This is a genomic window from Microlunatus endophyticus, from assembly GCF_014646195.1.
Lineage (GTDB): Bacteria > Actinomycetota > Actinomycetes > Propionibacteriales > Propionibacteriaceae > Microlunatus > Microlunatus endophyticus.
Genome location: NZ_BMMZ01000001.1, coordinates 482812 through 495693, shown reverse-complemented (window position 1 = coordinate 495693; position 12882 = coordinate 482812). Strand labels below are relative to the sequence as shown.

Here is a 12882-nt window from a genome sequence, read left to right as displayed (position 1 = left end):
TTGTCGGATGCAAGCCAGCAGTATTCAGACCTCCGGATCCACCGGCTCCAGACCGACCCGGTCGACTCGGCGGTGGAACCGCATGCCCAGCAGGCCTCCGACGACGGCACCGATCAGGGCGACGATCACGAGGGCGGCCGCGACGATGATTCCGCCGGAGGTGAGCGTTCCGTCTCCGACGGGCAGCCGCGGGAAGCTGTTCGTCCGGTCCAGCACGTTGTACTTGTTGCCGGCGATCAGCCCGATCACACCCAGCACGATCGCGATCACGATCGCCCACAGCCAGACGCCGGTCCCCTGCCGTACGCCGTTGAAGCGGGCCATCCGGCCGGCGACGTAACCGCCGCACAGGTAGGCGATGAAGCCGATCACGACCAGTGCGATCGCTCCGGCCAGCCCGAGCGACTCGGAGTTCTGGGTGGCCGTGTCGGTGGTGACATTGTTGGCCAGGCCGACGCCAAGTCCGGCGGCTGCGACCAGTGCGGTCAGCAGCACGCTCATGCCGGTCGCGGTCAGCCAGCCGAAGAAGCAGGAGCCGAACTTGATCCCGCCGTAGGCCTCGCGCTGGCGGCGTACGACCTCGGACCGGTCGTTGACAGTGGTGACCGGAGCGACCGGTTCGCCGGTTGTCGTCCCGCCACCGGGTGTCTCAGTGTCGCCGGCGGGGGGTGGTACGCGTACGGTCGGTTCGCTCGTCGCGGAATGCTGGGCCCGACTCCTGGCCGGATCAGCGGTCGGATCGGCAGCCGGATCTGTAGCTTCCATGCCGGTTCGGTACCCAGTAGCGCGGCCCAATCACCATGGGCCGAAGCGGGGTGCTACTGGGCGGGCTGGGTGAAGAGGATGTCGACGACCATCACCACGGTGTCGGTCTTGGCGATCCCCTGGCTCTTGTCCCCGTTGGGGTAGCCCTTGCCGGGCGGGAAGACGATCAGCAGCCGACTGCCGACCGGTTGGCCGACCATGGCTGTCTGCATCGCCTTGAGCCGGGTGGGCGTCACCGCGCCGGTGCTCGGATCCTGCTGCGGCGCGAACGGGGTCTTCCAGCTGTTGTCGACGACCTTGCCGCCGTTCCACAGCACTGTCACCGACCGGGTGGTCACCAGGTCGGTGGACTTGACCTTGGCGCCGGTGCCCTTGATCAGCGGCTGGACCGTGGTCTTGGTGGGCGCGGCGGTGGACGGGATCGTGACCTTCGGCGCGTTGTCCACCATCGTCACTGTCGGCAGGCCGGATTTCGGCTTCACGGTGGTCCCGGTCGCGGACGGCAGGGTGGCCGACTCGATGTCGACGACAAAGATCAGCGAGTCCCCGACGTTGATACCGGCTTGGGCATTGCCACCCGAACTGTCGTAGCCGTCCTTGCCGGTCATCGCGATCAGCACCCGGTCCCCGACGTGGTGTCCCTGCAGGCCCTTCTTGAAGCCCGCGACGACCTGGTCGAGGGGGAAGTAGGTCGTCTGCTGGTGCCCGAAGCTCTTGTCGAAGGAGGAGTCGAACTCCTTGCCGGTCCTACCGTCCCAGCCGGAGTAGTCCACCCCGACGGTCGCGGTGCCGGTAACCTTCGCGCCCTTGCCCTTGCTGAGCACCTTGGACTGGGTCTTGTTGATCGCCCAGGGGTGCTTGACGGTGATCTTCGGGGCCTTGCCGTAGGAGCCCTTGACCTTGATCGCGTCGAGGTTCGTCGACGGCTTGACCGTCGGGGTCGCACTCGGTGACGGGCTGGCCGACGTCGTGGCCGACGGGCTGGCGGAGCTTTTCGCCGACGCCGATGCCGACGGGCTCTTGCCCGCATTCGCGGAGTTGTCATTGCCGCACGCCCCGAGCAGCGCCACGCTGGTCGCGACCGCGCCGACGACCAGCGCTCGGACGGCCACACCGGAGGACCGGCGGGTACGGATCGACAACGGCAGGTGCAGCGACGGGGTCACGCGCGTCGGCCTCGGCTTTCGGCTCGGTCCAGGGGTTCTCGGCGGATTCTCGACGTAGAGGATTCGCCCGATCCCGGGTCGGTCACCCGAGATTCGGCACCCAGACCTTACCTGGGGGAGGTTGAGAAACGTAGATCGGCGCTGCTGAGAAAGCCTTAGGAGTGCCTGTGCATGCTGGCGATCAGCCGGTCGACGCGCTCGTCGGTGGAGGCGAAGGGATCCTTGCAGAGCACCGTGCGCTGCGCCTGGTCGTTGAGCTTCAGGTGCACCCAGTCGACGGTGTAGTCGTTGCGACCCTCCTGGGCGTGCCGGATGAAATCGCCGCGCAACTTGGCGCGGGTCGTCTGCGGCGGCACCGACTTGGCCCGGAAGACCTCGGGGTCGGTGACCACCCGGGCAGCCGATCCGCGGCGCTCCAGCATCGTGAACAGGCCCCGGCCCCGGCGGATGTCGTGGTAGGCCAGATCGAGCTGGGCGATCCGCGGATCGGCGAAGCTCAGCCCGTGCTTGGCGGCGTACGCGTCCAGCAGCTTGAGCTTGATCGCCCAATCGATCTCGGTATCGATCAGCGACAGCTTGTCGTCCTCGACCGCCCGGATCGTCCGCTCCCAGAGATCGAGCACCCGCAGCGTCGTCGCCGTCTCCAGCCCGCGCTCGGCGACGAAGGTGGAGACCTTGTCGTAGTAGGCCTTCTGCAGATCCAGGGCACTGATCTTGCGGCCGTTGGCCAACGCCACCGGCACCCGGCCGGTACGGTCCCGGCTGATGTCGCGGATCGCGCGGATCGGATTCTCCAGGGTCAGGTCGCGCATCTGCACCCCGGCCTCGACCAGCCGCAGCACCAACTCGGTAGCGCCCACCTTGAGCAGCGTCGTCGTCTCGCTCATGTTGGAGTCGCCGACGATCACGTGCAGCCGCCGGTAGCGCTCCGGATCGGCATGCGGCTCGTCGCGGGTGTTGATGATCGGCCGCGACCGGGTGGTCGCACTCGACACCGATTCCCAGATGTGCTCGGCGCGCTGGGAGACCGAATACTCCGCGCCTCGTACGGTCTGCAGCACCTTGCCGGCGCCGCAAACCAACTGCCGGGAAACCAGGAACGGGACCAGCACGTCGGTGATCTTGGAGAAGTCACCGATCCGGCTGATCAGGTAATTCTCGTGGCAGCCGTAGGAGTTGCCGTGGCTGTCGGTGTTGTTCTTGAAGAGGTAGATGTCACCGCTGATCCCCTCGGCGCCCAAGCGCTGCTCGGCGTCGACGATCAAGTCCTCCAGGATCCGCTCGCCCGCCTTGTCGTGAGCGATCAGGGTGGTGAGGTTGTCGCACTCGGCGGTCGCGTACTCCGGGTGCGAGCCGACGTCGAGATAGATCCGGGACCCGTTGCGCAGGAAGACATTGCTCGAACGCCCCCAGGTCACCACCCGCCGGAAGAGGTAGCGCGCCACCTCGTCTGGGGTCAGTCGCCGGCTCCCGTTGGAGGTGCAGGCGACACCGTATTCGGTTTCCAGTCCGAAGATCCGTCGGTCCATGGGCGCGCCTGTTACCGACCGACCAGGTCCAGCAGCTTGCCCAGTTCGGACCGATCAAGATCACGGAGCTCGCCGGGTTTGAGATTGCCCAGCCTGACTGGGCCGATCGAGACCCGGGACAGCCTCCGGACCGGATGGCCGACGGAATCCAGCATGCGTCGCACGATGTGGTTTCTCCCTTCGTGCAAGGTGATGGTGACCATGCTACGTTCCGCTCCGGTCGAAACCAGCCGAACCTGCTCGGCGCGTACCGGACCGTCCTCGAGCACCAGCGTCCCGCGCAGCTTCTTCAGCGTCGGTGGCGTGATCACGCCGGTCACCTCGGCGACGTAGGTCTTGGACACCTCGTAGGACGGATGGGCGAGCCGATGGGCGAATTCGCCGTCGTTGGTCAGCAGCAGCAGTCCCTCGGTGTCGGCGTCCAGCCGGCCGACGTGGAACAGCCGCTCCTTGCGACCGGTCAGATACTCGGCCAGTGCCGGTCTGCCCTCCGGGTCGTCCATCGTCGACACCACGCCGCGCGGCTTGTTGAAGGCCAGGTACACATGCCGGCGCGGCGGTGGGATCCGTTCCCCGTCGACCCGGACCACGTCGCGCTGCGGGTCGACCCGCAGCCCCTGGACGGTGACGACCTTGCCGTTGACCTCGACCCGGCCCTCGTTGATCAGTTGCTCACTGGCCCGCCGGGATGCGACGCCCGCGGCGGCGAGCACTTTCTGCAGCCGTACGCCGTCCTCCTCGGACTCGTCGGCCGGGGTCACGCTCCGGCCTCCGGATCCGCGCTCTGCTCCGCAGCGGATTCGGTCGCGACCGGTTCAGCTGCCGGTTCAGCTGCCGGCACGACGGCCAGCTGGCCGAGCTCCTCCTCGAGCTCGGTCGCCTCGGGCAGATAGGGCGCCAGCTCGGGCAACTCCTCCAGCGACTGCAGTCCCATCCGTTCCAGGAAGTAGTCGGTCGTCCGGAACAGCGTCGCGCCGGACTCCTCGGCGCCGGTCTCGGTGATCAGGTCGCGGGCCAGCAAGGTGCGGACGACGCCGTCGACGTTGACGCCGCGGACCGCTGAGACCCGCGATCGGCTGACAGGCTGCAGGTAGGCGATCACCGCCAGGGTCTCCAGCGCGGCCTGGGACAGCTTGGCGACCTGCCCCTCCAGGACGTACGCCCCGATCAGGTCCGCGTAATCCTCGCGGGTGTAGTAGCGCCAGCCGCCGGCCACCTTGCGCAGCTCGAAACCGCGACCAGTCTCGGCGTATAAGGCCCTCAGCTCGGCCAGCGCTTCGGCCACCTCGTCGGTGGGCACTCGCAGCGCGGCCGCCAGATTGGTCTCGCTGACCGGCTCGTCGGCGATCAGCAGCAATGCCTCCAGCGCACCCCGCAACTGCTCGGGAGAGCTGACCCGCGGCTGGTCGAGCAGCACCTCCTGGGCGCCTCCCCCATCGTCGTGTGCCGCGTCGTGTGCTGGGTCCGGAGCCGCCTCCGGTTGCAGCTCGTCGGCTTCCTGTGCCTGGTCAGTCATGCGTCCCATCCGTCGTGTCCGAAACCCCTTCCGAGGCCCCGGACCCGCTGTCCTGCTCGGCGTTCTGTTGGTTCTGATTGTCGTTCTGATCCGGCGGCACGTCGAATTCGTCGGAGATCGTCAGCTGCTGGCCCTCGGTGCCCGTCCAGCGGATCATCAGGTCGGCCAGCGGCTCGGGCTGCTCGAAGACCGCTGCCTGCTCCCGGAAGAGCTCCAGCAGCGCCAGGAACCGACAGACCGTCGTCAGCTTGTCCGGAGAATCGTCGGTCAGCTCCCGGAAGGTCAGCGAGCCCCGGGAGCGCAAGCGGTCGACGACCACCAGCGCCTGCTCCCGGACGCTCACCTCCGGGGCGTGCAGATGCGCCAGCGACAGCACATCGGCTTCCTTGGGCGTCATCGCCCGGGCGGCGATCCGGGCGAAGCGCTCGGGCGTCACCGCGATCGTGATCTCGGGCAGCAGCCGGGTGAATTCCGGATCGAGGCCCGCGGTCCGTCCGACCCGACGGCTCTGTGCCTGCAGCCGCTCGGCGAAGGCCGCCGCCAACTGCTTGAAGGCGCGGTACTGCAGCAGCCGCGCGAAGAGCAGGTCGCGAGCCTCCAGCAGCGCGAGGTCCTCGGGATCGTCGATCTCGCCGCTGGGGAGCAGCCGGGCGGCCTTGAGGTCGAGCAGCGTCGCCGCGACGACGATGAACTGACTCGTCTGCTCCAGGTCCCACTGGTCGCCGGCCGCCTTGATATGGGCGATGAATTCGTCGGTGACCTGGGAGAGGGCGACCTCGGTGATGTCGAGCTTGTGCTTGCTGATCAACTGCAGCAGCAGATCGAACGGGCCTTCGAAGTTGGTCAGCCGGACGCTGAAGCCTTTGTCGGCGCGATCCTCGGTCTCGGTCTGTGCCGTGATCTGCTCGTCGGCGCTCGTCTGCTCGACGGAACTGGTCTGCTCGTCAGGATCCGTCACGGCGATCACGGTTGCGACAGCCTTCGGACCAGTTCGGAATCGACGCCACGGGCGGCAAGATCGCCGATCGCCAGCGCCAGCGCCTCCCGGACGATCCGGCCCCGGTCGACCGCCATGCCGTGGTCGGCCCGCAGCATCAGCCGGGCCCGTTCCAGGTCGAGCAGTTCGTCATTGCTGACGTAGACGGTGATCTTCTCGTCGTGCCGGACGCGGCCGGATCCGCGCGCTTGCCTGCCGTCGGTCTGCGGCTCTACCGCAGCGGCAGGCTCGCGATCGGGTGACTCCGGTGAGGCCTGGACCGGTCGGACCGACTGCCGTCTGGTGGGCGACACCGGTGATGCAGCCGCCGACGGGTGGTGTTCGGAGGTGCCATCCTGGGCCGTCGCCGGATCCGTCGGTGTCGCCGGCGTGGCGCGGAAGAGCTCGGCCGCGCCCGGCAGACTCACCCGACGAGGCATCGGGCAAGCACCTCGCGAGCCAGCATCCGATAGGCGCCGGCACCGGGCGAATCGGACGCGTACGTGGTGATCGGCTCACCGGCCACGGTGGTCTCGGGGAATTTGACGGTCCGCCGGATCACGGTGTGGAAGACCTTGTCGCCGAAGGCCTGCACGACCCGTTCCAGCACCTCGCGGCTGTGCAGCGTGCGCGGGTCGTACATCGTCCCGAGGATGCCGAGCATCTCCAGATCCGGATTCAGCCGCTCCTGCACCTTCTCGATGGTGTCGGTCAAGAGGGCGACCCCGCGCAGCGCGAAGAACTCGCACTCCAGCGGAATGATCACCTGGTCGGCGGCGGTCAGCGCATTGATCGTCAGCAGCCCGAGCGATGGCGCACAGTCGATCAGGATGATGTCGTAGTCGTCGCGGACCTTGGACAGCACCCGGAGCAGGGTCTGCTCGCGGGCAACCTCCGAGACCAGTTGCAGCTCGGCCGCGGACAGGTCGATATTGCTGGGCAAGATGTCCAGGCCGGGCACCGAGGTCTGCGCGATCACCTCGTCGGGAGTCACGTCCCGGCTCAACAGCAAGTTGTAGATGCTCAGCTCGAGGTTGTGTGGATTGACGCCGAGACCGACCGAGAGCGAGCCCTGCGGATCGAAATCGACCAGCAACACCTTGCGGCCCAGCTCGACCAGCGCCGCGCCCAGATTGATCGTCGTCGTGGTCTTGCCGACGCCGCCCTTCTGGTTGCACATCGCCATGATCAGGGCCTTGTCGCCCGGCCGGACCGCCGGCGGCTCACCGAGATCGGGCCACGGCCGACCGGTCGGGCCCAACTCCGGCTCGGCCTTCTTCGCCGGGGACATCGCCTCGGCCTGCGGCGGTGCCTCGGGCGGAACGACAAAGTCCGCGGCCGCCTGCCCGTCGGTGCCGGGATCGAAGAGCTGCGGCTCGACGGGGCCCGGATCGGCCTGGTCGGGACCGGCCTGGTCGGGATCAGGATCGGGCCGAATTGATTCAGCCTCCGGGAAGTCCGGTTCGCGCGGTTCCTGCGTCGTCTGCACCGATCCTCCTTCATGAGGCAGCTCGTTGCGTCCCTGCCCTGACCCGTCCATATTCCGCACGACTCTAGTACGCCCGCAGTGCCGGTTGCAGCCTCAGCCGGTGGCATTGCGGCGGATCCGGCTGTGGACAACCGCGGTTAGGCTTAGGCCCGGAACTCGTACGGTGTCGGCATGGGAGGATCGATGGCTACCGAATCCGTGGTCCGCGGTTCGGTCCCCGACTGGCTGCGCCCGCCGAACGGCTACACCGCCGACGAGTTCCTGGCCATGACCGATCTCCCCCGCCACACCGAGTTGATCGACGGGAGTCTGGTCTTCATGGCACCGCAACGGGTCTTCCACATGGCCATGATCGACTTTGTGGCCACGGAGTTCCGTCGCCAGGTGCCGGCAGGTCTGCGTGTCAATCGGGAGATGACGGTCAAGCTCGAGCCCCGAACAGCGGTTGATCCCGACGTGTCGGTGATCCGTGGGTCACGACCGCACGGCCTGGACGTCAACCACTACCTGCCGGAGGTTGCCGTTCTGGTGGTCGAAGTGGTTTCGCCTGATTCCGTCGACCGGGACCGGGATACCAAACCACACAAGTACGCCCGGGCAGGGATCGAGCACTTCTGGCGGGTGGAGCGAGACGGAGACGAGCCGGTGATCTTCACCTACCGGCTTGACCCGACCACCAGGTCCTATGTCTCGACCGGCGTCCACAGTGGTCGGCTCGAAGTCAGCGAGCCGTTCCCGATCAGCCTCATTTTCTCCAAACTGGCTGATTATTTGGGCTAGCGCGCCCGCGGGTGCGAGGTCAGATAGACCTCGCGCAGATGATCAACGGTGACCAGAGTGTAGATCTGGGTGGTCGTCACCGATGCGTGGCCGAGCAGTTCCTGAACCACCCGGACATCGGCACCGCCGTCCAGCAGGTGGGTGGCGAACGAGTGCCGCAGGGTGTGCGGGGAGATGTCGCTGTTGATCTTGGCCCGTTCGGCCGTCTGCTGCAGGATCAGCCAGGCACCCTGCCGGGACAGCCGGCCGCCGCGGGCGTTGAGCAGCAGCGCCGGGGCACCCCGTCCCCTGCGGGCCAGCTCGGGCCGGCCGCGGACGAGATAGTCGGCGACCGCTTTCTTGGCATAGCGGCCCAGTGGCACGAAGCGCTCCTTGTTGCCCTTGCCGATCACCCGCAGCCCCCCGACCTCGTCCGGATCGGTGAGCAGCCCGGACAGTTCGTCGACGTCGAGGCCGACGATCTCCGAGATCCGGCCACCCGTGCCGTAGAGCAGTTCGAGGAGCGCCGTGTCCCGGAGTGCGGCAGGCGTCTCGGTCCCCGGCGCCGCGAGCAATGCCTGGACCGCGTCCAGCGGCAGGGCCTTGGGTAGCCGGCGCGGCGGCTTGGGTGGTGTGATCCTGGCGGCCGGGTTATCGGCCGTGATTGCTTCCTCCGCGGCGAATTTGTGGACTCCGCGGACCGCCGCCAGCGCTCGGGCCGAGCTGGACTGGACCAGGGGCGGATGCCGCCACATTGGTTTCTGATCTTGGGTTGGTTTCTGATCTTGGGTTGTTTTCTGCTCTTGGGCCGGTTTCTGATCTCCGGCATTCCGATCGTGGTCCGGCTCCGGTACACCCTCAGCCAGGCTCGCGGCGAATCCGGTGATCACTGCCGGAGTGATCATGGCCGGTTCGTCGATCCCCTCGTCCCCCAGATACTCCGCGTAGCGCCGCAGATCACGGCGGTAGCCGGCGACCGTGTTGGCCGACAGCCCCCGCTCCACCGCCAGATGATCAAGGTAGGAGCTGATCATCCGCTCGATCCGGTCCACCGGTCAGGCCAGTACCTTCTCCAGCGGCAGCAGCTCCAGGTCGTGGGCCTCAGCCACCGAAGGATAGGTCACCCGGCCGTCGTAGGTGTTCAGTCCCGCCGCCAGCGCAGGATCGGCGGCCAGTGCCTGCCGCCAACCGCGGTCGGCCAGATTGACCGCGTACGGCAAGGTCACGTTGGTCAGGGCGAAGGTCGAGGTGTGCGGTACGCCGCCGGGCATGTTCGCCACGCAGTAGAACACCGAGTCGTGCACCCGGTAGGTGGGATCGGCATGGGTGGTCGGATGCGAGTCCTCGAAACAACCGCCCTGGTCGATCGCGATGTCGACCAGCACGCTGCCGGGCAGCATCTGCGAGACCAGCTCGTTGCTGATCAAGGTCGGCGCCTTGGCACCCGGCACCAGCACGGCGCCGATCACCAGGTCCGCGTCGGCGACCGCCCGCTCCACCTCGTAGGTGTTGGAGGCGACCGTCTGAAGATGGCCGCGATAGATCCGGTCGGCCTGCCGCAGGCGTTCGATGTTCTTGTCCAGGAGCAACACCTCGGCCTGCATCCCGAGCGCGATCGAGGCGGCGTTCATGCCGGCCACACCGGCGCCGATCACCACGACCTTGGCCGGGTACACCCCGGACACCCCGCCCATCAGCACTCCTCGGCCACCGCCGCCGGCCCCGGCCGCACCGCGCATCAGGTGGTAAGCCCCGACCTGGGGCGCCAGCCGACCGGCGACCTCACTCATCGGCGCCAGCAGCGGCAGCGATCCGTCGGCGTTCTGCACCGTCTCGTAGGCGATCCCCGTGACGCCCCGCTCCAGCAGCGCCTGGGTGCAGTCGCGACCGGCTGCCAGATGCAGGTAGGTGAACAACACCTGCCCCTGGCGCATCCGACGGTATTCGGCGGCAATGGGCTCCTTGACCTTCAAGATCAACTCGGACTCGCCCCAGACCTCGTCGGCGGTACCGATGACGGTTGCACCGGCTGCGCGGAACTCCTCGTCGGTGATCGTCGAGCCGAGTCCGGCGCCGGATTCGATCAACACCTGATGATCATGGGAGGTGAACTCCCGGACGCCGGCCGGGGTGATCGCGACCCGGCCCTCCTGACTCTTGATCTCTGTCGGAACCCCAACCTTCATGCCAGCCGCTCCTCTTTCCGTGGTCTGGCCCGAGCATATCGAGCCGGTCGGACCACTCGGCGGAGATCCTTCGGCCTACGGACCGGACCGACGCCAAAAGTCCTGTTGGGTGGCCGATCAGTAGACCGTCTGCCGCCGCAGCAACTCCTCACGAGCGGGCCAGGGAGCATCCGCCGGCCGCAACGAGTCGAAACCACCGCGGGTCTTGGCCGCCCAGGCCGAGAGCACACCGGTGATCAAGGTCGGGCTGTGCAGCCGGCCGCCGAGAACGCCGTCCACCAGGTCGTCGAGGCCGGCCCACACGGTGTCCATATGGGCTTCCTCACCGTGCTTGACGAAACCGTCCGGGGCCGGCACCTGCGACAGACCCCGGGCCAGGAACATCCGCATGCTCTCGGCCAGTCCGCCCGGCGAGGTGAACTCCTCCGCCAGTACCCGCCAGTCGGTCGCGGCCAGCCCGACCTCCTCGGCCAGTTCCCGCTGGGCCGCCAGCACGTACGCCTCACCCTCGACGTCCAGCAGCCCGGCCGGCGGCTCGATCAGCCGATGGCGGACCGGGTGCCGGTACTGCCGGACCAGCGCGACCCGGTCCTGGTCGTCGATGGCGATGATCCCGACCGCACCCGGATGCAGGGTGAACTGCCGCCGCAACTCCTCCCCGTCGGGCGTCAGCACGGTCTCCTCGGCGAAGGAGGTCACCGCGCCCTTGGCCAGCAGGCGCTGCTCGCTGACCTGCCAGGACTGCGGCACGTCGACGAGGTCATCCCGGCCGATGATCAACTTCTCGATCGGGGTCGGGTCGGCGGTCACGCGACAGCCCCGTCGACCGGAAGCCGGGTGGACAGCTTGCGTTCCAGCGCTGCCTCGACCAGCCCGACGAAGAGCGGGTGCGGCTTGGTCGGCCGGGACTTCAGCTCCGGATGGGCCTGGGTGGCGACGAAGTACGGGTGCAGTTCCTTGGCCAGCTCGACGAATTCGACCAGGGTCGAGTCCGGGGACGTGCCACTGATCACCAGGCCGGCCTTCTCGAGTTGATCACGGTAGCCGTTGTTGACCTCGTAGCGGTGCCGGTGCCGCTCACTCACCTCGGTGGTGCCGTACTGCTTGGCGACGATGGTCCCGCCGACCAGCTCGGCCGGGTAGGCACCCAGCCGCATCGATCCGCCGAGATCACCATCACCGGAAACGATCTTGACCTGCTCGGCCATCGTGGCGATCACCGGATGCTCGGTGTCCGGAGTGAATTCGCTGGAGTCGGCACCGGCCAACCCGGCCAGGTTGCGCGCCACCTCGATCACCATGCACTGCAGCCCCAGGCACAACCCGAGGATCGGGACCCCCTGGGTGCGCGCGTAGGTGATCGCGCCGATCTTGCCTTCGACACCGCGGATCCCAAAGCCGCCGGGGATGCAGACACCGTCGGCGTCGGCCAGTGCTTGGGCGGCACCCTCCGGGGTCTCGCAGTCATCGGACCGCACCCACCGGATGTTGACCTTGGCGCGGTTGGCGAAGCCGCCGGCACGCAGCGCCTCCACCACCGACAGATAGGCGTCGGGCAGATCGATGTACTTGCCGACCAGGGCGATCGTGACCTCCTCCTTGGGGTTGTGCACCCGGTCCAGCAGGTCGTTCCAGCGCGTCCAGTCCACGTCGCGGAACCGCAGATCGAGGCGGCGGACGACATAGGCGTCCAGCCCCTGGGAGTGCAGCACCCTCGGGATGTCGTAGATGCTGGGGGCATCGACGTTCTCGATCACGCCCTGTTCGTCGACATCGCACATCAGCGAGATCTTGCGCTTCACGGAGTCCGGGATCTCCCGGTTGGCACGGCAGACGATCGCGTCGGCCTGGATGCCGGCCTGGCGCAGCGCCGCAACGGAGTGCTGGGTCGGCTTGGTCTTCAGCTCCCCGCTCGGACCGATGTAGGGCAACAGCGACACGTGCAGGAAGAAGACGTTGGTCCGCCCGACCAGATGGCGGACCTGGCGGGCAGCCTCAAGGAACGGTTGTGACTCGATATCGCCGACCGTTCCGCCGATCTCGTGGATCACGACGTCGATCGGCGTCCCGTCCGGCGCCGGCTCGGCCATCCGCAGCATCTGGTCCATGATCTCGTTGGTGATGTGCGGGATCACCTGGACGGTGTCGCCCAGGTAGTCGCCGCGACGCTCCTTGGCGATCACCGTCGAGTAGACCTTGCCGGTGGTGACATTGGCATCGCCGGGCAGGTTGCGATCCAGGAACCGCTCGTAGTGGCCGACGTCGAGATCGGTCTCCGCCCCGTCCTCGGTGACGAAGACCTCACCGTGCTGGAAGGGATTCATCGTGCCCGGATCCACATTCAGATAGGGATCGAGCTTCTGCATGGTGACCCGCAGGCCGCGGGCGACCAGCAGGCTGCCCAGCGACGAGGCCGTCAGACCCTTGCCGAGAGAGGAGGCGACGCCCCCGGTGACGAATACATGCTTGGTCAACTGGTGAGCATCCACGGACCTC

13 protein-coding genes are annotated in these 12882 nt (G+C 67.5%); 1 reads left to right on the top strand and 12 read right to left on the bottom strand.

The genetic code is table 11. From position 1 onward, the window contains the following. Nucleotides 1–24: 24 nt before the first annotated feature. From IEY07_RS02485 to IEY07_RS02450, 8 genes are all read right to left on the bottom strand, one after another. Complete coding sequence (locus IEY07_RS02485) at nucleotides 25–765, bottom strand: hypothetical protein (protein ID WP_188893563.1); 741 nt, start codon at nucleotides 763–765, stop codon at nucleotides 25–27. 53 nt (nucleotides 766–818) lie between these two features. Further along, nucleotides 819–1931 (bottom strand): FKBP-type peptidyl-prolyl cis-trans isomerase, encoded by a 1113-nt coding sequence (locus tag IEY07_RS02480; RefSeq protein WP_229669623.1) that lies wholly within the window; start codon nucleotides 1929–1931, stop codon nucleotides 819–821. A gap of 155 nt (nucleotides 1932–2086) precedes the next feature. Next, the gene (gene pafA / locus IEY07_RS02475) at nucleotides 2087–3460 is read right to left on the bottom strand and encodes a Pup--protein ligase (RefSeq protein ID WP_188893562.1); all 1374 of its coding nucleotides are present in this window, start codon (nucleotides 3458–3460) and stop codon (nucleotides 2087–2089) included. A gap of 11 nt (nucleotides 3461–3471) precedes the next feature. Continuing rightward, on the bottom strand, nucleotides 3472–4221 hold the full coding sequence (locus IEY07_RS02470; RefSeq protein ID WP_188893561.1) for a pseudouridine synthase: 750 nt from the start codon (nucleotides 4219–4221) through the stop codon (nucleotides 3472–3474). Next, on the bottom strand, nucleotides 4218–4976 hold the full coding sequence (gene scpB, locus IEY07_RS02465; RefSeq protein WP_188893560.1) for an SMC-Scp complex subunit ScpB: 759 nt from the start codon (nucleotides 4974–4976) through the stop codon (nucleotides 4218–4220). Before scpB ends, IEY07_RS02470 begins: the two co-directional genes overlap by 4 nt. Then, nucleotides 4969–5943, bottom strand: coding sequence for a segregation and condensation protein A (locus IEY07_RS02460; RefSeq protein WP_188893559.1), 975 nt, complete (start codon nucleotides 5941–5943; stop codon nucleotides 4969–4971). The genes scpB and IEY07_RS02460 overlap by 8 nt, the downstream gene beginning before the upstream one ends. Continuing rightward, nucleotides 5940–6392, bottom strand: a complete 453-nt coding sequence (locus IEY07_RS02455) for a hypothetical protein (protein WP_188893558.1) — start codon at nucleotides 6390–6392, stop codon at nucleotides 5940–5942. The genes IEY07_RS02460 and IEY07_RS02455 overlap by 4 nt, the downstream gene beginning before the upstream one ends. Next, nucleotides 6377–7243, bottom strand: a complete 867-nt coding sequence (locus IEY07_RS02450) for a ParA family protein (protein ID WP_188893823.1) — start codon at nucleotides 7241–7243, stop codon at nucleotides 6377–6379. The genes IEY07_RS02455 and IEY07_RS02450 overlap by 16 nt, the downstream gene beginning before the upstream one ends. A 381-nt stretch (nucleotides 7244–7624) precedes the next feature. Here IEY07_RS02450 and IEY07_RS02445 point away from each other — a divergent pair, with 381 nt between their 5' ends. Then, nucleotides 7625–8221: a Uma2 family endonuclease gene (locus IEY07_RS02445; RefSeq protein ID WP_229669622.1), complete on the top strand. Its 597-nt coding sequence runs from the start codon at nucleotides 7625–7627 to the stop codon at nucleotides 8219–8221. Here the strand turns inward: IEY07_RS02445 and IEY07_RS02440 are convergent. The 4 genes from IEY07_RS02440 to pyrG form a co-directional block, all read right to left on the bottom strand. Further along, a complete protein-coding gene (locus IEY07_RS02440; RefSeq protein WP_188893556.1) occupies nucleotides 8218–9234 on the bottom strand; it encodes a site-specific tyrosine recombinase XerD in 1017 nt (338 codons plus the stop codon). The genes IEY07_RS02445 and IEY07_RS02440 overlap by 4 nt on opposite strands. Before the next feature lie 21 nt (nucleotides 9235–9255). Then, a complete protein-coding gene (gene ald, locus IEY07_RS02435; RefSeq protein ID WP_188893555.1) occupies nucleotides 9256–10386 on the bottom strand; it encodes an alanine dehydrogenase in 1131 nt (376 codons plus the stop codon). A 117-nt stretch (nucleotides 10387–10503) separates the two neighbouring features. Continuing rightward, entirely contained in the window at nucleotides 10504–11196 is a 693-nt protein-coding gene (locus tag IEY07_RS02430; RefSeq protein WP_373288789.1) for an NUDIX domain-containing protein, read from the bottom strand. After that, the gene (pyrG, locus tag IEY07_RS02425) at nucleotides 11193–12860 is read right to left on the bottom strand and encodes a CTP synthase (protein WP_188893554.1); all 1668 of its coding nucleotides are present in this window, start codon (nucleotides 12858–12860) and stop codon (nucleotides 11193–11195) included. Before pyrG ends, IEY07_RS02430 begins: the two co-directional genes overlap by 4 nt. Nucleotides 12861–12882 lie beyond the last annotated feature (22 nt).

Bases quoted from the DNA above. Each gene is read 5' to 3' on its own strand.
- IEY07_RS02455 (WP_188893558.1), bottom strand. From the start codon at position 6,392: ATGCCTCGTCGGGTGAGTCTGCCGGGCGCGGCCGAGCTCTTCCGCGCC.
- IEY07_RS02450 (WP_188893823.1), bottom strand. From the start codon at position 7,243: ATGTCCCCGGCGAAGAAGGCCGAGCCGGAGTTGGGCCCGACCGGTCGG.
- ald (WP_188893555.1), bottom strand. From the start codon at position 10,386: ATGAAGGTTGGGGTTCCGACAGAGATCAAGAGTCAGGAGGGCCGGGTC.
- IEY07_RS02485 (WP_188893563.1), bottom strand. From the start codon at position 765: ATGGAAGCTACAGATCCGGCTGCCGATCCGACCGCTGATCCGGCCAGG.
- IEY07_RS02445 (WP_229669622.1), top strand. From the start codon at position 7,625: ATGGCTACCGAATCCGTGGTCCGCGGTTCGGTCCCCGACTGGCTGCGC.
- IEY07_RS02440 (WP_188893556.1), bottom strand. From the start codon at position 9,234: ATGATCAGCTCCTACCTTGATCATCTGGCGGTGGAGCGGGGGCTGTCG.
- pafA (WP_188893562.1), bottom strand. From the start codon at position 3,460: ATGGACCGACGGATCTTCGGACTGGAAACCGAATACGGTGTCGCCTGC.
- scpB (WP_188893560.1), bottom strand. From the start codon at position 4,976: ATGACTGACCAGGCACAGGAAGCCGACGAGCTGCAACCGGAGGCGGCT.